This is a genomic window from Pseudomonas sp. 2848 (genome assembly GCF_003253945.1).
In the GTDB taxonomy this organism is placed as follows: domain Bacteria; phylum Pseudomonadota; class Gammaproteobacteria; order Pseudomonadales; family Pseudomonadaceae; genus Aquipseudomonas.
On record NZ_QKZD01000003.1, the window covers coordinates 58,000 to 76,398 of the forward strand.

The window sequence follows — 18,399 nt, forward strand, 5'->3', positions numbered from 1 at the left end:
GGATACGAGCGTGATCGTCACAGCATCCGCGCCCGGGGCTTATTTGAGAAGTTTGTTTTTCTTTGCCATTGATCCGAAATTCAAATGAATGATCGGGGTCGCGGCATGCCTTCATTCGGTCAGGGCCAGGTTTGGCCGCTCCCGTGAGCCTGGGGCCGCATGGCGGCCCTTTGCCGTTCAGCGCACGGTGCTGGCCTGGATCGCGGTCAAGGCGATGGTGTGCACGATGTCGTCCACCTGCGCCCCGCGCGGCAGGTCGTTGACCGGCTTGCGCAGCCCTTGCAGCATCGGCCCGAGGCTGACGCAGTCGGCGCTGCGCTGCACCGCCTTGTGCGTGGTGTTGCCGGTGTTCAGGTCGGGGAACACGAACACCGTGGCGCGCCCGGCTACCGGGCTGGCGGGCGCCAGCTGTCGGGCGATCTCGGGGTTGGCGGCGGCGTCGTACTGCAACGGGCCGTCGATCAGCAGGTCGTGCTCGGCCTGCTGCGCCAGGCGCGTGGCCTCGCGGACCTTCTCCACCTCCTCGTCGCTGGCCGCCGAGTCGCTGGAGTAGCTGAGCATCGCCACCCGTGGCGCGATGCCGAACGATTCGGCCGACTCGGCGCTCTGCCGGGCGATCTCGGCCAGCTCTGCGGCGCTGGGGTGCGGGTTCATCACGCAGTCGCCATACACCAGCACCTGGTCGGGGAACAGCATGAAGAACACCGAGGACACCAGGCTGCTGCCCGGCGCGGTCTTGATCAGTTGCAAGGCTGGCCGGATGGTGTTGGCGGTGGAATGCACCAGGCCTGAGACCAGGCCGTCGACTTCACCGAGCGCCAGCATCATGGTGCCGATCACCACCGGGTCTTCCAGTTGCTGCTCGGCCATTGGCGCGTTGAGGTTCTTGCTCTTGCGCAGGTTCACCATGGGTTCGACATAGCGGCCACGGATCACCTCGGGGTCGAGCACCTCCAGGTCCGGCGGCAGGCTGATGCCCTGGGCGCGGGCCACGGCCTGCACTTCCTCGGGCTTGGCCAGCAGCACGCAACGGGCGATGCCCCGGGCCTGGCACAAGGCCGCGGCCTGCACCAGCAAGGGCTCGGCGCCCTCGGGCAAAACGATGCGCTTGTTGGCCTGCTGGGCACGCTGGATCAACTGGTAGCGGAACACCGCCGGTGACAGGCGCAGCTCGCGTGGCGTGCCGCAGCGCTGGTGCAGCCAGGCGGCGTCCAGGTGGCTGGCGACGAAGTCGGTGATGAACTCGGCGCGCTCGCGGTCGTCCACCGGGATCTCGCGGTTCAGCGAGTTGAGCTGGTTGGCGGTGTCGTAGGAGCCGCTGCTCACCGACAGGATCGGCAGGCCGGCCTGCAGGGCGCCGCGGCACAACTCGAGGATGCGCGGGTCGGGCTTGCTGTCGCTGGTCAGCAGCAGGCCGGCCAGGGGCACGCCGTTGATCGCCGCCATGCACACGGCGAGGATGATGTCGTCGCGGTCGCCCGGCGTCACCACCAGGGTGCCGGAGGTCAGCAGCGGCACGGTGTTGGCCACGGTGCGCGCGCAGATGATGATCTTGCTCATGCGCCGCTGGTCATAGTCGCCGGGGTTGAGCACCTGGGCGCCGAGCAGCTCGGCCACGTCGCGGGTGCGCGGGGCGTTGAGCTCGGCCTGGTAGGGGATGCAGCCGAGCAGGCGGAAGTCGTTGCCGCGCAGCAGCGGCGAATGCTCGCGCAGGCGCGTGGCGAAATCGGCCATGCTTTCGTCGGTGCGCACCTTGTTGAGGATCACCCCCAGCACCTTCGGGTCGCGCGGGCCGCCGAACAGCTGGGCCTGCAGTTCGACGCGGCCGGACAGCTCGCTGAGCACCTCGTTTTCCGGCGCCGACACCAGGATCACCTCGGCGTCCAGGCTCTTGGCCAGGTGCAGGTTGACCCGTGCGGCATAGCTGGCGTGACGGGTCGGCACCATGCCCTCGACCACCACCACGTCCTTGCCGACGCAGGCCTGCTGGTACAGGCGGATGATCTGTTCGAGCAGTTCGTCGAGCTGGCCGTCACCAAGCATGCGCTCGACATGGCCCAGGCTCAGGGGCGTCGGCGGCTTGATGCCATGGGTGCGGGCGACCAGTTCGCTGGAGCGCTCCGGGCCGGTGTCGCCGGGGTGCGGCTGGGCGATCGGCTTGAAGAAGCCGACCTTGAGCCCGGCGCGCTCCAGGGTGCGCACCAGGCCCAGGCTGATGGAGGTCAGGCCGACACCAAAGTCGGTCGGCGCGATGAAAAATGTCTGCATGCGTGCTTCTCGGAATAAGCGGTGCAAGGAGTTCAGCGGCCAAGGGTAGCGCTAACGGCACCTCGAGCGCACCAGCCGCAGGCGAATGTCTGGCCGATGCGCCGGGCGCGTTCGTTGGCATCGAGCACCCAGGGCCGGGCCTGCCACGGCGGCTGGTGGCGCAGATGCTGGGTGTGGCCGCAGGACAGCTCGACCACCCAGTGCCGCTCTTCGTCGAGGTGAAAGCCCGTGATCCGACTGATGGGCTGCTGTTGGTCCGCGCCGGGTTCGCAATCGGCCGATGCGTTGGTTACACTTGCTCGTTCTATATTCTTTTGCAAAAGGTCTTGCCCCATGCTGATCGCCGCCAACAAGGCTGTCTCCATCGACTATACCCTCACCAACGACGCAGGTGAGGTCATCGACAGCTCCGCCGGTGGTGCGCCGCTGGTCTACCTGCACGGTGCCGGCAACATCATCCCGGGCCTGGAAAAAGCCCTGGAAGGCAAGCAGGCCGGTGACGAACTGACCGTTGCCATCGAACCCGAAGAAGCCTACGGCGAATACTCCGCCGAGCTGGTCAGCACCCTGAGCAGCAAGATGTTCGAAGGCGTCGACCAACTGGAAGTCGGCATGCAGTTCCACGCCTCGGCGCCGGACGGCCAGATGCAGATCGTCACCATCCGCGACATCGACGGCGACGACGTGACCGTCGACGGCAACCACCCGCTGGCTGGCCAGCGCCTGAACTTCAAGGTCAAGGTTGTCGACGTGCGTGACGCCAGCGAAGAAGAAATCGCTCACCGTCACATCCACGGTGAAGGTGGCCATCACCACTGATTTTCTGCGCTAAGCTCAGAGAGTCGCCAGGCGCTCGGGCAAGCCGGACTTGCCCTCCTCGGGAGGGTGGACGGTTTGGCCGCGCGCCTTTTTCGTGGGCGGGATTCGCCCCTGCGGCAATCGGAACCTGAGAGGGGATTTCATCATGAGTGCATTTCACGACCTGACGTTGAAGGCGCTGAACGGCGAGGACCTGCCCCTTGCACCGTTCAAGGGCCAGGTGGTGCTGGTGGTCAATGTCGCCTCCAAGTGCGGCCTGACGCCGCAATACGCTTCGCTGGAAAAGCTGCACCAGCAGTACAAGGGCCAGGGTTTCAACGTGCTCGGCCTGCCGTGCAACCAGTTCGCAGGCCAGGAGCCTGGCAGCGACAAGGAAATCCAGGACTTCTGCAGCCTCAACTACGGCGTGAGCTTCCCGCTGGGGGCCAAGCTCGAGGTCAACGGCGCGCAACGTCATTCGCTGTATCGCCTGCTGGCGGGCGAAGGCGCCGAGTTCCCCGGTGACATCACCTGGAACTTCGAGAAGTTCCTGGTCGGCAAGGATGGCCGGGTGCTGGCACGTTTCGCCCCGCGTACCGCGCCAGACGACCCGACCGTGGTGCAGGCGATCGAGAAAGCGCTGGCCTGATCACGGGTTGCCCAGCGCCGGCCCGCCGGCGCTGGGCAACACAGCCCCGGGCAACCTAGAACGCCACGGACGTCTGCACGTACAGCGTGCGCGGTTCACCCACGTACTTGCCCTTGTTGTTGTCGTCGAACGAGCGGGTGTAGTACTCGCGGTTGAACAGGTTCTTCACCCCCACCGCCACCTTCAGGTTCGAAAGCGCAGGCCCGAAGTCATAGCCGGCGCGGGTGCTGACCAGCATGTAGCCGGGGATGCGCCCGGTGCTGCCGTCGGCACTCTCGCTGGCGGTGTTGGCGTTGTCGGCGTACTGGCTGCTCTGGAAGCTGCTGTCCAGGTTCAACTGCCACGGGCCTTCGGTATAGCCGATGCCCAGCGTGCCCTTGTGGCGCGACGAGAACGGCACCTGGTTGCCCTTGTTCGGGCCGTCTTCACGGATGGTGGCGTCGACGAAGGCGTAGCCGGCATGCACATCGAAACCGGCCAGGGCCGGGCTCAGGCCGTCGAGGGCGTAGCGCACGCTGGTCTCGATGCCCTGGTGGCGGGTTTCGCCACGGGCGATCACCGAGTCGTTGGTCTGGTTGCTTTCGTACTGGTTGTCGAAATTGATCAGGAACGCGCCGATCTCCGCCTGCAGGTCGCCATTGTCGTAGCGGGTGCCGACTTCCCAGGTGCGCGCCTTCTCCGGTTTCACCTCGCCACTGCTGACCCGGTTGGGCATCTGGCTGTACTGCACGCTGCCGAACGAACCTTCGGTGTTGGCGTACAGGTTCCAGTGGTCGGTGAGGTGGTACATCACGTTCAGTGCGGGCAAGGCGGTGTTGTAGCTGCCCTGGTACTGCTGGCCGTTGAGCTTGTTGCTCTGCCGCGAGTCGATCATCTCGTAGCGGATGCCCGGGGTGATGGTCCAGCGGCCGATGTCGATACGGTCGTCCAGATAGATCGCGTGGGCTTCGGTGCTGCCACGGGTGTCGCGGTCATTGCGGCTGGCCGTGGTCGGCAGGGCGCCGTTGACCGGCTCGCGGTAACGCAGTTCATGGCCGGCTTCGTTGACGTAGCGGTAGCCGACGCCCAGCTCGTGCCAGCTGTCGCCCAGGGCCAGGCCCTGCGAGAAACGCGTTTCGATGCCACGCACCCAGTACTCGCGCGGCGACAGCGAGACGAAGCTGCCCTGGTCCAGGTAGCCGCTGCGCAGGGTCTTGGTGAAGAAGCTGTTGACGCTGAACTGGCGGTCGTCCTGCTTGTAGTCGTAACCGAAGTTGAACAGGGTGCGACGGCCCCAGAACTTGTCCTTCAGGCGAGTCGACTGGTACGGGTCGGCGTCGAAGTCGGCGCTGCTGAGGCCGCCGGGCATCTCGGCCTCGCCGTCGTAGTACTGGGCCATGGCGTGCAGGCTGTTGGCGTCGTCCAGTTGCAGCTTGCCCTTGAGCATCAGGTCGTCGATCTGCGTGTCGCTGTGCTCGCGCCAGTCACTGCCACGGGTGCCGGAGTAGAGCAGGGCGCCGCCCAGGCCGTTGGCGTTGGTGCCGCCGATCAGCAGGTTGGCGCTGTTCTTCAGGCCATCCTGGCTGGACGACGGGCTGAGCTGGTTCTGCATCGCCGCCTTGAAGGTGGCCTCTTCGGGAATGGCGCGGGTGACGAAGTTGACGATGCCGCCGACGTTCTGCGGCCCGTAGCGTACCGCGCCGCCGCCGCGCACCACGTCCACGGCGTCCATGTTGCCCAGGCTGATCGGCGCCAGCGACAGCTGCGGCTGGCCGTAGGGGGCGAAGGGCACCGGGATGCCGTCCATCAGCACGGTGGAGCGCGAGGCCAGGCGCGGATTGAGGCCGCGGATGCCGAAGTTCAGCGCCAGGTCGTGGCTGCCGGTGCCGTTGTTTTCCGGGGCGTTGACGCCGGGGATGCGGTTGAGCACTTCGCGGGCACTGCTGGCGCCGCTGCGTTCGAATTCATCGCGACGCACCACGTCGCGTGCACCAGGGTGCTCGAAGACGTTGTCCTGGCGGGCCTCCGCCAGCCAATCGCCGACCACGGTCGAGGCGCCCAGTTCGACCGGTGCATTGCCGCCCGTGGCCGGCAGCGGTTGCAGGCTATAGGCATTGTCGACCTCCTTACGCGCCTGCAGGCCACTGCCGCGCAGCAGGGCGTCCAAGCCCTGGCCGACCTCGTACTGGCCTTCCAGGCCAGGGCTTTTCAGGCCTTGGGTGAGGCCGGGGTTGAACGAGATCAGCGCGCCGCTTTCGCGACCGAACTGGTTCAGGGCCTGTTCCAACGTGCCGGGCGCGATATGGTAGTCGCGGGGCTCGCCGGCCAGGGCGAACGGGGCGGCGAGGATCAGGGCGTAGGCGAGGGGACTGAGGCGCAGGGGCATGTGACGGAGGTCCTGTGACAAGGGGTTCTGCCTTCTCTGTCACGCGAGGTTCGCGAAATGGCTCAACGGATATGAAATAAATGTGCGCTGGCACCGCTCTTCGTGGGAGCGGGCTTGCCCCGCGATGGCCATGTGTTGCCGCTCGCTTGTCTCTCAGCCGGTTGACGCCGCCTCGAGCGACACCCAGTACCGGGTGAACCGTCGCACCTTCACCGGGAGTGTCACCTCCAGCATTTCCAGGATCCGTTCACTGTCGGCCAGTGGATACGACCCGGAAATCCGCAGCTCGGCGACGCTTTCGCTGCAACCCAGTTGCCCGAGCCGATAACGCCCAAGCTCGGCGAGAAAATCGCCCAGGCGCATCTGCGACACCACCAGCATGCCGTCTACCCAGGCCGCGCGGTTGGGGTCGAGCGGCGCGATGGCCTCCCAGCCGCCCACGGCAAACCGCGCCTGGTGGCCGGCCAGCAGCGGTGTGCCGGCCACGCTGGCGCTGCCGCTGAACACCGAGACCAGGCTGAAACCGTCGAACTGGCGCACATCGAAGCGCCCGCTTTCCAGGCGCAGTTCGCCCTGGGCCGTGGCCAGGCGCAGTGGACGGGGATCGTTTTGCACCTCGAGCAACAACTCGCCCTCCTGCAATCGCACCCGACGCTGCTGGCCGTCGAAACGCACATCGGCGGCGCTGCGGGTGTTCAGGTGCAGCTGGCTGCCGTCGTCGAGGGTCAGGCGACGGCGCTGGCCGACCGGGCTGCGGTAGTCGGCCATCAGCCCAGGCAGCGGATTGTGCTGCTGCAGGCCCAGCCCGGCGGCACTGGCCACGCCGGCCAGCAGCAAGACCTTGAGGGCGCGGCGCCGGGCGGGTGAGGGTGGTGCCTGCAGGGTGGCGTGGACCACTGGCGCGGTCACGCCGCGCAGGCGCTGGTTGACCTGCTGGATATGCGCCCAGGCGCGCTGATGCTCGCTGTCTGCCTGCAGCCAATGCTGCAGGGCCTGATGCTGGTCGAAATCGGCACTCTGCGACTCGATCAGCCACTGCACCGCCTGTTCGGCGATCTGCGCCGAGAACGTGCCGTTCACAGGGCGAAGTAGCAGCGCAGGGCTGCCTTGTGCAGGTAGCGTTTGACCGTGGCCAGGGAAATGCCCAGCTCGTGGGCGATCTCGCCCTGGCCCAGGCCATCGACCTGGGCCAGCAGGAAGGCGCGCTTGACCAGCGCCGGCAGGCCGTCCAGCAGGCGGTCGAGCGCCAGCAGGGTATCGAAGATAAGGGCTTTGTCTTCCTCGCTCGGTGCCACCTGTTCGGGCACCTGGGCCAGGGCCTCAAGGTAGGCGCGCTCCAGTTCCTGGCGGCGGAAATGGTTGCACAGCACACGCTTGGCCACGGTGGTGAGGAACGCACGGGGCTCGATCAGTTGCGGCGCTTCGCGGGCCTGGAGCAGTCGCACGTAGGTGTCCTGTGCCAGGTCGGCGGCACTCTGCGGGCAGCCCAGGCGCCGTCGCAGCCAACCGGTCAGCCAACTGTGGTGGGCGAGGTAGAGGCCTTCGACGGTGGAAGAGAGGGCGCTGGGCACCGATGCGACTCCGGCGCCGGATAGCGCAACTGGAAGTAAGAATTGTTCGCATTGTATTCATGCCGCTGGTGTTCGGCAATCGCTGCCGACGCAAGGCATGCGACCGCTCGCGCCGCCATGCTTTGCTTATGAGAATTGAAATCATTAGTATTGCAGCCCCAATTCCCGGACCCTCGCCATGAAGAGCAAAGCCGCCGGCCTTCCCCTGAGCTACCGCCTGGCCGTGACCTCACGCAGCCTGGCCGCGCTGCTGGGTGGCTACCTGCTGGCGTCGATGGCCAGTGTCTGCATCACCCTGCTTGCGCCGATGACCCAGGCCGACGCGACGATGACCGGGATGATGCTGTCATTCGTCTTCTACCTGATCGCCTTCATCTGGTGCTTCGCCTGTCGCAGCGCCTGGCGCGCCTGGCTGGGCATGCTGCTGCCGAGCCTGGTGCTGGGGCTGATCAACGCACTGGCCTACTGGATGAACCTGCCATGAAAGAAGGCTTCCGCCAGGCCATGGCCTGGCTGCACACCTGGACCGGCCTGATCTTCGGCTGGCTGCTGTTCGCCATCTTCCTCACCGGGACGCTGTCGTACTTCAAGGACGAGATCAGCCACTGGACCCAGCCTGAGGTGCAGAGCCATCCGCTCGACCCGGTAACCAGTCTCGGCCTGGCCCAGCGTTACCTCGAAACCAATGCCGGGCACGCCAGCACCTGGCTCATCCGTTTGCCCAGCGAGCGCGAGGCGGCGCTGAGCGTCAGCTGGCGCGACCCGAACGGCGGTGGGCGCCGTGGCTTCACCGACAAGGAGCTCGACGCGCGCACCGGCGAGGCGGTCGAAGCCCGCGACAGCCGTGGTGGCGAGTTCTTCTACCGCTTCCACTTCCAACTGCAGATGCCGCACCCCTGGGGGCGATGGCTGTCGACCTTCTGCGCCTTCATCATGTTGCTGGGGTTGGTCACCGGGATCATCACCCACAAGAAGATCTTCAAGGAGTTCTTCACCTTCCGCCCGGGCAAGGGCCAGCGGTCCTGGCTCGACGGCCACAACGCCATCGGTGTGCTGGTGCTGCCGTTCCACCTGATGATCAGTTACAGCAGCCTGGTGATCTTCATGTACATGGTCATGCCGGCCAGCATCCTGGCCAGCTACGGCGACAGCAGCGGCTACTTCAACGATGTGTTCGGCCGCGACGAGGTGCCCGAGGCGGTTGCCCAGGCCGCGCCGCTGGCGCCGTTGAGCGACCTGTATGCCAAGGTCCAGGAACAGGCGCCCGGGGCGCGCATGGGCTACATCCAGGTGCACAACCCCGGTGACCGCAACGCCCGGGTCACCTTTACCCGCGCCTCGGCCGACAGTGTCGCCTACCAGCGCAGCGCCATCTGGACCTTCGATGGCGTCAGTGGTGAGCTGCTGCGCCGCGGCGCGCCGGAAAGCGCGGCGATGACCACCTCGTTCACCTTCGTCGGCCTGCACATGGGCAACTTCGCCGGGCCTTGGCTGCGCTGGCTGTACTTCGCCTTCGGCGTGGCCGGCACCGCGGTGATCGGCACCGGGCTGGTGATGTGGCTGGGCAAGCGCCAGCTCAAGCATGCCAAGAGCGCACGCATGCCCGGCGAGCTGCGCCTGGTCGAAGTGCTGAACATCGCCAGCATGAGCGGCCTGTTGCTGGGCGTGGCGGCGTTCTTCTGGGCCAATCGCCTGCTGCCGGCAACGCTGGAAGGGCGGGCCGACTGGGAAATCAACGGTTTCTTCCTGGCCTGGGGCGCGTCATTGCTCCACGCCATGCTGAGGAGCGGGCGCCGCGCCTGGGGCGAGCAACTGACGCTGGGCGCGCTGGCGTTCGCCTTGCTGCCGTTGCTCAACGCGCTGACCTCCGACAAGGGGCTGGATCACTCCATCGCCGCCGGTGACTGGGCCATGGCCGGTTTCGACCTGACAGCCCTGGCCACCGGCCTGTTCCTGGCCTGGGCCGCCGGCAAGATGCTGCGCGCGCCCAAGCCGGCCGCCAAGCGTGCGCCCCGCGCCGCCAAGACCGTGGAGGCGAGCTGATGCTGGGAGTTGCGCTGATGGGCTTCGCCGGTTTCGCCGGCCTGTGCCTGGCCATGGAAAAGCACTTCAACGACCTGCTCGGGCGCAAGCCCACGGCCAGCCAGCAGCGTGCCATGCGCGTCGGGGGCTGGGCATTGCTGCTGTTGTCGTTGGCCCTCGCCGTGCAACTGCGCGGTTGGGCCTTGGGCCTGGTGGAGTGGATCGCCGTGCTGATGGCCGGCGTGACGCTGTGGGTATTCGGCTTGCCCTACGTGCCGCGCCTGCTGCTCGGCCTGGCCGCCGCCAGCCTGGTGCTCGGGCCGCTGCTGGCCGTGCTGGCGGTCTAGGCCCTTGAGCGACTCCGAGGCCGGCGGCGGGCGGGCACGCTTCCTCCAGGTGTTCCTCGCCCAGCGCGCGCGCATGGAGGCGCTGGTCAGCCGGCGCGTCGGCTGCCGCGCCACGGCGTCGGACCTGGTGCAGGACTTGTTCCTGCGCTTCTGGCGGCGCCCCGAGGTGAAGGTCGAGGCGCTCGACACCTACCTGCTGCGCAGCGCCAGCAACCTGGCCATTGACTACCTGCGCAGCGAGGGCAGCCGCGACCGCGCTGCCGAGGGGTTGCACGACCCCGACGAAGCGCACTGCGCCCAGGCGCCCGAGCAGGCCCTGGAGGTCGACCACGACCTGCAGCGCATCGAGGCGGCCCTGCGGGCCCTGCCCGAACGCACCCGGCAGATCTTCCTGCTCAGCCGCATCCATGGTTGCACCTACGGCGAGATCGCCAAGGCCATGCAACTGTCCCAGAGCGCGGTGGAAAAGCATATGATGCGCGCCCTCGAAGCGTGCAAGGCGAGTGTTGCCGAACCCGCGTCCCCATTGCGCCGGCCAGGGAGCGCCCGTCGATGAGTGTTGAACAGCCGATCACTGCCGCCCAGTCCCAGGCCGCCCTGCGTTGGCTGGGGCGCATCCAGCAGCAGCCGGCGCAGGCCGAGGGCGCGGCGTTCAAGCGCTGGTTACTGGAGAGCCCCGCCCATCGCCAGGCCTATGCCGAGGCCCAGGCGCTTTGGCGCCTGAGCGAGGCGCCGGCGGCGCGGCTGGCGGCCGAGGAGCACCAAGGTCTGCAAGCGTACCTGGATGCCATGCGCCGGCCCGAGCGCAAGCGGCCGTGGCGCGGCCTGGCGGTGGCGGCGAGCCTGGTACTGGCGCTGGGATTCGCGGCAGGCTGGCAGCCACAATTCTGGCTGCAGGACCTGCGTGCCGACTACACCAGCGGGGCGCAGGTGCGCCAGGTGACCCTGGCCGATCGTTCGCAACTGACCCTGGATGCCGGCACCGCCGTGGCGGTGGACTTCGCCCATGGGCAGCGGCGCGTGCGGTTGCTGCGCGGCGCCGCATTCTTCGAGGTGACCCATACCGGCGAACCGTTCCTGGTGGATGCGCAGGGCGGCGAAGTGCGGGTGCTGGGGACCCAGTTCGAGGTGCGCGGGCAGGGTGACGGCGCGCAGGTCACGGTGCGCAGCGGACGGGTGGCGGTGACGGCGGCCGAAGGGCAGCCTGCCCGCGAACTGACAGCCAGCCAGCAACTGGTCTATGCCGACGGTGTGGCCGGAGGAGTCGAGGCGGTGGACAGCGACAGCCGCCTGGCCTGGCGCCAGGGTTGGCTGAACTACTACCAGGTGCCGTTGGCGCAGGTGCTCGAGGACCTGGGGCGTTACTACCCGGGGCGGATCCTGCTGCTCGACGGTGAGCTGGCGCAGCGCAAGGTCAGTGGCAGTTTCCCGGTGGCGGAACCGCTGGCCGCGCTGGATTCGCTGGGCAAGGTGATGGGGTTCGAGCGGCAGACGCTGCTGGGCCGGTTGACCATTTTGCGTTGACCTGAGCCGACGTCATTGCGGGGCAAGCCCGCTCCCACGAGTCCGTTCCCATAAGCCATTGCGTGGGAGCGGGCTTGCCCCGCGATAGCGTCGGAACAGCAAAATATTTCCATCAGGTGATGAGGTACCCCACGCCGGCATCCGTGTAGTGAGTGGAAGTGCGATTCATTCGCATACGATCATCCCGCCCACAGGTCCGCGTCCATGAAGTTCACCCCGCGTTGCGTCTCGCTCTGGTTCGGCCTCTGCAGCTTGTCCGCCATGGCCGTCGTGCCCCCTGCCGTGGCCGCCCAGCAGAGCCAGGTCTATGCCTTCGCCCAGCCCAGCCAGCCGCTGGCCCAGGCACTCAACGCCTTCAGCCGTACCACCGGGCAGAGCGTGGTCTATACCCTGACGCTACCGGACCTGCGGGCCCCGGCGCTGAACGGCACCTTCGACGCCGAGCAGGCGCTGCAGCAGTTGCTCGGCAACTCGGGCCTGGCCTGGCGCCGCCTCGACGCCCGCACCCTGACCCTGGAGCCGGTCGACACCTCCGGCGCGCTGAACCTGCAGGCCACCACCATCAACTCGCAGCTGGACGACTACAGCTACCAGCCGCCGGCCAGCGCCTCGATCATGCGCGGCCAGGGCGCGACCCTGGATATCCCGCAGGCCGTGAACGTGGTCCCGGCCCAGGTGATCCGCGACCAGGCGCCGCGCAATTTGGACGATGCCCTGTACAACGTCAGCGGCATCACCCAGGGCAACAACTTCGGCGGTACCGCCGACACCGTGATGAAGCGTGGCTTCGGCGACAACCGTGACGGCTCGATCATGCGCGACGGCATGCCGATCGTGCAGGGCCGCGCGCTCAATGCCAGTACCGAACGGGTCGAGGTGCTCAAGGGCCCGGCCTCGCTGTTGTACGGCATCCAGGACCCGGGCGGGGTGATCAACGTGGTCAGCAAGCGCCCGCAACTTGCGCAGTACAACGCCCTGACCCTGCGCGGCTCGACCTACGGCAGCGGCAAGAACGGCAGCGGCGGCGGCCTGGACAGCACCGGTGCGCTGGGGGAGAGCAACCTGGCCTATCGCCTGATCGTCGATCACGAGGATGAAGACTACTGGCGCAACTTCGGCGTGCACCGCGAATCGCTGGTGGCGCCGTCGCTGGCCTGGTACGGCGAGGACACCCAGGTGGTGCTGGCCTATGAGCACCGCGAGTTTCGCTACCCGTTCGACCGCGGTACCGCCTTCGGCAGCGACGGCCATCCTCTGAATACTCCTGCCACCCGCCGCCTGGACGAGCCGTTCAACGACATGGAGGGCCGCTCTGACCTGTACCGCCTGGAGGTCGATCATCAGTTGGACGATGCGTGGAAGCTGCACGTCGGCTACAGCTTCAACCGCGAGACCTACGACGCCAGCCAGGTGCGCGTGACCGGCGTGGATGAAAGCCAGGGCACGTTGTCGCGCAGCATCGACGGCACCCGGGGCGCCCTGAGCCGCGACCAGTTCGCCACCTTCAGCCTCAACGGCAGCGTCGAGCTGGCGGGCATGCGCCACGACCTGGTGGTCGGTGTCGATCACGAGGACCGCAAAGTCTACCGCGCCGACCTGATCCGCCAGAACAGCCGCTCGACCTTCAGCTACCTGAACCCGGTCTATGGCCGCGAAGTGGAAGGCACCAGCGTGCGCGCCAGCGACAGCGACCAGACCGACAAGCTGCGCACCGATTCGCTGTTCCTGCAGGACGCCTGGCACCTGGACGAGCACTGGATCCTGGTGGCCGGCGGGCGTTTCCAGCAGTACGACCAGTACGCCGGCCGTGGCCGACCGTTCAACGTCAATACCGACACCCGCGACCAGACCTGGGTGCCCCATGCGGGCGTGGTGTACAAGGTCGATGAGCGGTTGTCGTTCTATGGCAGCTACAGCGAGTCGTTCAAGCCCAACTCGACCATCGCCCCGCTGAGCATCGGCGGTGGTCGCACCCTGACCCTGGACTCTGGCGTCGCGCCGGAGGAGGGCAAGTCCTGGGAGCTGGGGGCCAAGCTCGACGTGCCGGGCGCGGTGAGCGGTACCCTGGCGCTGTTCGACATCACCAAGCGCAACGTGCTGGTGGCCGATGGCGACACCCAGCCGGGGACCATTCTCTACAGCAACGCAGGCGAAGTCCGCTCACGGGGTGTCGAGCTGGACCTGACCGGCCAACTCAGCGAGCGCTGGAGCCTGATCGGCGCCTATGCCTTCACCGACGCCGAGGTCACCAAGGACCCGCAGCTCAAGGGCAACCGCCTGCAGAACGTCGCCCGCCACAGTGGTTCGCTGTCGGCGGTATACGACTACGGCAGCCTGTTCGGCGGTGATCGCCTGCGCCTGGGGGCAGGTGCGCGCTACGTGGGTGAGCGTGCGGGCAACGCGACAAACGACTTCGACATGCCGGCCTACACCGTGGCCGATGCCTTCGCCAGCTACGAAACCAAGCTGGACGAGCACAAGGTGCGCCTGCAGTTGAACGTGAAGAACCTGTTCGACAAGGTGTACTACAGCTCGGCGGTGAACCGTTACTTCGTCGCCGTGGGGGATGCGCGGCAAGTCAGCCTGTCGAGCACCTTCGAGTTCTGACGCCAACCGATGATGGGCGGCGTGGGCTGGTCCCGCGATAGCGCCCGGCAGTCAGGCGCAGAACGCCGCCCGATACTCCCCCGGCGTCGCTCCCAACGCCTGGCGAAACCGGTTGCTGAAGTGACTGGCACTGGCAAACCCGCACAGCAGTGCCACTTCGCCCAGGGGCAGCGTGCCCATGCGCAGCAGGTGACACGCCTTTTGCAGCCGTCGGGCCAGCAGGTACTGATGCGGCGGCAGACCGAAGCTTGCGCGGAACATCCGCGCGAAGTGGTATTCGGACAGGTTGCAGCGCAGTGCCAGCTCGCCCAGCGTCAGCGCCTGGTCGAGGTGGGCCTCAATATAGTCCACCAGTTGCCGGCGCTGGTGCGGCGCCAAGCCGCCCTTGAGTTTGAGCCCCTGGCGCAGGCCGGCCTGATTGAGCACGGCGTGGTCGATGATGTCATGGGCCAGGCTGCTGGCCAGCAGGCGCTCGCCGGGTTCGGCCCAGTCCAGGCCGATCAGCTGGCGAAAGCGTGCAGCCTGTTGCGGGTCGTCGAGGAAGGTCGCCTCGTGCAGCTGCATTTCACGCGGCTCGCGGTCCAGCAGGCGGGTGCAGCCAAGGGCGAACTGCTGTTCGCTGATGTACAGGTGGGCCAGGCGGATCGTGCCGTTGACCACCCAGTTGGACTCATGGCCGGCCGGCATGATGCATAGCTTGCCCGGCGCGCCCTTGTCGGCCGGGCGTTGGCGGCGGAAGGTACCGGTGCCGTCGGCGATGTAGCACGACAACGTGTGGTGGCTGGGCGCCTGGTAGTCGCGGGCGTCGTCGCGGTTGCTCCACAACGCCGCCGCCAGCCCGTCGCCCAGGTGCGCGCTCAGCTCCAGCCGGGCGTGGGGCGAGGCATGCATGGCGTTGAAGACTTGCAGGTGGTCGAGTGCGGGCATGGGAGACTCCTCTGAAGGCCATCGTACTGCGGCGCGGGCGGGAAGGCAGCTGGCCGAAGAGGAAAAGCGCAAGTTTATGCAAGCGCAGGCGTGAAGCTCGGGAAGACACTGTTTGCCTGTGACGGCCATCGCGGGGCAAGCCCGCTCCCACGCCAGCCCGCCAGGGTGGCCAAAACGTGGGAGCGGGCTTGCCCCGCGATGGGCCGAAAGCCTGTTCGAGGAAGTCGCCATGAACCTGTCGCTCTACCTGCTCACCGTCCTGATCTGGGGCACCACCTGGATCGCCCTGAAATTGCAACTGGGGGTAGTCGCCATCCCGGTGTCGATTGTCTACCGCTTCGCCCTGGCCGGGTTGATCCTGTTCGTCTTGCTGCTGCTCACCCGCCGCCTGCAGCCGATGAACCGCCGGGGCCATCTGGTGTGCCTGGCCCAGGGGCTGTGCCTGTTCTGCGTCAACTTCATGTGTTTCCTCACCGCCAGCCAGTGGGTCGCCAGCGGCCTGATCGCCGTGGTGTTCTCCACCGCCACCCTGTGGAACGCGATTAATGCACGGATCTTCTTCGGCCAGAAGATCGCCGCCAATGTGCTTGGCGGCGGGGCCATGGGGCTGCTGGGCTTGGGGCTGCTGTTCTGGCCGGAGCTTTCCCATCATGCCGCCAGCCGCGAAACCCTTTATGGCCTGGGCTTGGCGCTGCTTGGCACGTTGTGTTTCTCCGCAGGCAACATGCTCTCCAGCGTGCAGCAGAAGGCCGGGCTCAAACCCATGACCACCAATGCCTGGGGCATGGTTTATGGCGCGTCGATGCTGGCGGGGTATTGCCTGCTCAGGGGGATCCCCTTCGATATGGAGTGGAACACGCGTTACATAGGCTCGCTGCTGTATCTGGTGATCCCGGGCTCGGTGATCGGCTTTACCGCCTACCTCACCCTGGTCGGGCGCATGGGGCCGGAGCGGGCCGCCTACTGCACCGTGCTGTTCCCGTTGGTGGCGTTGAATGTGTCGGCGTTCGCCGAGGGTTATCAGTGGACAGCGCCGGCGTTGCTGGGGCTGGTGGCGGTGATGGCGGGGAATGTGCTGGTGTTTCGCAAGCCGAAGCCCAGGCCTGTGGAAGGGGAGCTGGCAGTCAAGTAATGGCGCCCTGTCGCAGTCTGCAGTGGGAGCGGGCTGCGACAGGGCCGGTAGCTCGGGCGGAACGGCTCAGCCTTTCCACACCTGCGGATTCACCAGGTCCTGTGGCCGCTCGCCCAGCAAGGCCGAGCGCAGGTTGTCGATGGCCCGGTTGGCCATGGCTTCGCGAGTCTCGGCAGTGGCCGAGCCGATGTGCGGCAGGGTCAGGGCGTTGGGCAGCTTGAACAGCGGCGAATCGCCGAGCGGTTCTTTCTCGTACACGTCCAGGCCGGCGCCGCGAATGGTCCCTTCCTGCAGTGCCTCGACCAGTGCCGCTTCGTCCACCACCGGCCCACGGGCGATGTTGACCAGGAACGCGCTGGGTTTCATCAGCTTCAGCTCGCGGGCGCCGATCAGCTTGCGGGTGGCGTCGGACAGCGGCACCACCAGGCAGACGAAATCGGCTTCTGCCAACAGCTCATCCAGGCTGCGGAATTGCGCGCCCAACTCCTGTTCCAGCGCGGCCTTGCGGCTGTTGCCGGTGTACATCACCCGCATGTTGAAACCGAAACGGCCACGCCGGGCGATGGCCGCGCCGATGTTGCCCAGGCCGACGATGCCCAGTTTCTTGCCGTGCACATCGCTGCCGAACTGCGCCGGGCCGACGGTGGCCTGCCAGTGGCCGGCCTTGGTCCAGGCGTCCAGCTCGGCGGTGCGCCGGGCACAACCCATGATCAGGGCGAAGCCCAGGTCGGCGGTGCTTTCGGTGAGCACGTCGGGGGTGTTGGTCAGGGCGATGCCGCGCTCGTTGAAGTAGTCCAGGTCGTAGTTGTCGTAGCCGACCGAGACGCTGGACACCACCTCCAGCTTGCCCGCGCCTTCGAGCTGCGCCCGGCCCAGCTTGCGGCCAACGCCGATCAGGCCGTGGGCCTCGGGCAGCGCTTCGTTGAACTGGGCGGCGATGTCGCCCAGCTTGGGGTTGGGCACGATCACGTTGAAGTCGTGTTGCAGGCGCTCGGCCATGGCCGGGGTGATGCGGCTGAAGGCCAGGACGGTCTTTTTCATCGGGCTGCTTCTCTGCAAGGCGGGTAGGGGCGGTGTCGTTGCTTAGCAACCTACCATTGTCCCCCGCCCGAATGCACCGGCTTTTTCAGTTGGCGATCAGCAGCTCGTGGGTTTTCAGGTCGGCCTCGTGGGCGGCGAGGATTTCCGGCAGCGAGTTGCGCAGGTACTCGACCCAGGTCTTGATCTTCGCATCGAGGTACTGGCGCGACGGGTAGATCGCATACAGGTTCAGCTCCTGCAGGCGGTACTGCGGCAGGATCCGCACCAGGCTGCCGTCACGCAGGCCATCGATGGCGGTGTAGATCGGCAGCACGCCCACGCCCATGCCGCTGCGGATCGCGGTCTTCATCGCATCGGCGGAGTTCACCTGGAACGGTGAGGTGGTGATATTGACCACCTCCTGTCCCTCGGGACCGTCGAACAGCCATTTCTCCAGCGGGATCACCGGGCTGACCATGCGCAGGCAGGCATGCTTGAGCAGGTCGGCGGGCTTGTGCGCGAACCCGTGGCGCGCCACGTAGTCGGGCGCGGCGCAGACGATGCTGTAGGTGATGCCCAGGCGCTGGGAGACGAACCCCGAGTCGGGCAGCTCGCTGGCCAGCACGATCGACACGTCGTAGCCCTCATCAAGCAGGTCGGGCACGCGGTTGGCCATGGTCAGGTCGAAGGTCACGTCTGGGTGCGACTCGCGGTAGCGGGCGATGGCGTCGACCACGAAATGCTGGCCGACACCGGTCATCGAATGCACCTTCAGCTGCCCGGCGGGACGGGCATGGGCATCGCTGGCCTCGGCCTCGGCTTCTTCGACGTAGGTAAGAATCTGTTCACAGCGCATCAGGTAGCGCTTGCCGGCCTCGGTCAGCGCGATGCGCCGGGTGGTGCGGTTGAGCAGGCGGGTTTGCAGATGGGCTTCCAGGTTGGAGACCGCCCGCGACACGTTCGCGGTGGTCGTGTCCAGTTGCGCCGCGGCAGCGGTGAAGCTGCCGAGCTGGGCCACGCAACTGAAAGCACGCATGTTTTGCAGGGTGTCCATGGGTCACTCTCGGTTTAGAGGACAAAATTGTGACATGAAGTAACGCTATTTCGCTTCCGACTAAAGCCGGATTATCGCTGTTTTGGTAACAAAGATTCGCAGGAATATACGCTTA

Annotated in this window: 17 protein-coding genes; 9 read left to right on the forward strand and 8 right to left on the reverse strand. The window is 66.7% G+C overall.

Going from position 1 to position 18,399, the window contains the following annotated elements; translation table 11 throughout:
* Window positions 1-177: 177 nt before the first annotated feature.
* Window positions 178-2,268 carry a phosphate acetyltransferase gene (gene pta / locus DFS21_RS07440; protein WP_110700017.1) on the reverse strand — a complete coding sequence of 697 codons (2,091 nt, stop codon included), beginning with the start codon at window positions 2,266-2,268 and terminating at the stop codon, window positions 178-180.
* A 32-nt stretch (window positions 2,269-2,300) separates the two neighbouring features.
* Window positions 2,301-2,603 (reverse strand): DUF3565 domain-containing protein, encoded by a 303-nt coding sequence (locus DFS21_RS07445; protein WP_111532066.1) that lies wholly within the window; start codon window positions 2,601-2,603, stop codon window positions 2,301-2,303.
* Between DFS21_RS07445 and DFS21_RS07450 the strand changes: the two genes are divergently transcribed.
* Both DFS21_RS07450 and DFS21_RS07455 read left to right on the forward strand, forming a co-directional pair.
* Complete coding sequence (locus tag DFS21_RS07450) at window positions 2,602-3,087, forward strand: peptidylprolyl isomerase (protein ID WP_023630340.1); 486 nt, start codon at window positions 2,602-2,604, stop codon at window positions 3,085-3,087. The two genes, DFS21_RS07445 and DFS21_RS07450, sit on opposite strands and share 2 nt — an antisense overlap.
* A 145-nt stretch (window positions 3,088-3,232) precedes the next feature.
* Window positions 3,233-3,715 (forward strand): glutathione peroxidase, encoded by a 483-nt coding sequence (locus DFS21_RS07455; RefSeq protein ID WP_102682126.1) that lies wholly within the window; start codon window positions 3,233-3,235, stop codon window positions 3,713-3,715.
* 55 nt (window positions 3,716-3,770) lie between these two features.
* Here DFS21_RS07455 and fecA read toward each other — a convergent pair whose 3' ends face one another.
* The 3 genes from fecA to DFS21_RS07470 all read right to left on the reverse strand — a co-directional run bounded on the left by fecA (window position 3,771) and on the right by DFS21_RS07470 (window position 7,651).
* Entirely contained in the window at window positions 3,771-6,080 is a 2,310-nt protein-coding gene (gene fecA / locus DFS21_RS07460; protein ID WP_111532067.1) for a TonB-dependent Fe(3+) dicitrate receptor FecA, read from the reverse strand.
* 153 nt (window positions 6,081-6,233) lie between these two features.
* On the reverse strand, window positions 6,234-7,160 hold the full coding sequence (locus DFS21_RS07465) for a FecR domain-containing protein (protein ID WP_111532068.1): 927 nt from the start codon (window positions 7,158-7,160) through the stop codon (window positions 6,234-6,236).
* Entirely contained in the window at window positions 7,157-7,651 is a 495-nt protein-coding gene (locus tag DFS21_RS07470) for a sigma-70 family RNA polymerase sigma factor (protein WP_111532069.1), read from the reverse strand. Before DFS21_RS07470 ends, DFS21_RS07465 begins: the two co-directional genes overlap by 4 nt.
* Window positions 7,652-7,829: 178 nt before the next feature.
* Between DFS21_RS07470 and DFS21_RS07475 the strand changes: the two genes are divergently transcribed.
* The 6 genes from DFS21_RS07475 (at window position 7,830) to DFS21_RS07500 (ending at window position 14,151) form a co-directional block, all read left to right on the forward strand.
* Entirely contained in the window at window positions 7,830-8,135 is a 306-nt protein-coding gene (locus tag DFS21_RS07475; protein WP_094011745.1) for a DUF3649 domain-containing protein, read from the forward strand.
* Entirely contained in the window at window positions 8,132-9,694 is a 1,563-nt protein-coding gene (locus DFS21_RS07480; protein WP_111532070.1) for a PepSY domain-containing protein, read from the forward strand. The genes DFS21_RS07475 and DFS21_RS07480 overlap by 4 nt, the downstream gene beginning before the upstream one ends.
* Complete coding sequence (locus DFS21_RS07485) at window positions 9,694-10,020, forward strand: DUF3325 domain-containing protein (protein WP_110700007.1); 327 nt, start codon at window positions 9,694-9,696, stop codon at window positions 10,018-10,020. The genes DFS21_RS07480 and DFS21_RS07485 overlap by 1 nt, the downstream gene beginning before the upstream one ends.
* 4 nt (window positions 10,021-10,024) lie before the next feature.
* Window positions 10,025-10,576: an RNA polymerase sigma factor gene (locus tag DFS21_RS07490; RefSeq protein WP_250888375.1), complete on the forward strand. Its 552-nt coding sequence runs from the start codon at window positions 10,025-10,027 to the stop codon at window positions 10,574-10,576.
* Window positions 10,573-11,544, forward strand: a complete 972-nt coding sequence (locus DFS21_RS07495; protein ID WP_111532071.1) for a FecR family protein — start codon at window positions 10,573-10,575, stop codon at window positions 11,542-11,544. Before DFS21_RS07490 ends, DFS21_RS07495 begins: the two co-directional genes overlap by 4 nt.
* 204 nt (window positions 11,545-11,748) lie before the next feature.
* A complete protein-coding gene (locus DFS21_RS07500; protein ID WP_111532072.1) occupies window positions 11,749-14,151 on the forward strand; it encodes a TonB-dependent receptor in 2,403 nt (800 codons plus the stop codon).
* Between the two features lie 51 nt (window positions 14,152-14,202).
* On the opposite strand, the gene DFS21_RS07505 is transcribed toward DFS21_RS07500, so the two are convergent.
* Window positions 14,203-15,078, reverse strand: a complete 876-nt coding sequence (locus DFS21_RS07505) for a helix-turn-helix domain-containing protein (RefSeq protein ID WP_102682118.1) — start codon at window positions 15,076-15,078, stop codon at window positions 14,203-14,205.
* A gap of 229 nt (window positions 15,079-15,307) precedes the next feature.
* On the opposite strand from DFS21_RS07505, the gene DFS21_RS07510 reads away from it, so the two are divergent.
* A complete protein-coding gene (locus DFS21_RS07510) occupies window positions 15,308-16,210 on the forward strand; it encodes a DMT family transporter (RefSeq protein ID WP_111532073.1) in 903 nt (300 codons plus the stop codon).
* A gap of 66 nt (window positions 16,211-16,276) precedes the next feature.
* On the opposite strand, the gene DFS21_RS07515 is transcribed toward DFS21_RS07510, so the two are convergent.
* Together DFS21_RS07515 and DFS21_RS07520 are read right to left on the reverse strand one after the other, a co-directional pair.
* Entirely contained in the window at window positions 16,277-17,251 is a 975-nt protein-coding gene (locus DFS21_RS07515) for a D-glycerate dehydrogenase (RefSeq protein WP_111532074.1), read from the reverse strand.
* 85 nt (window positions 17,252-17,336) lie between these two features.
* Window positions 17,337-18,284 carry a LysR family transcriptional regulator gene (locus DFS21_RS07520; protein ID WP_046854215.1) on the reverse strand — a complete coding sequence of 316 codons (948 nt, stop codon included), beginning with the start codon at window positions 18,282-18,284 and terminating at the stop codon, window positions 17,337-17,339.
* Between the last annotated feature and the right edge of the window lie 115 nt (window positions 18,285-18,399).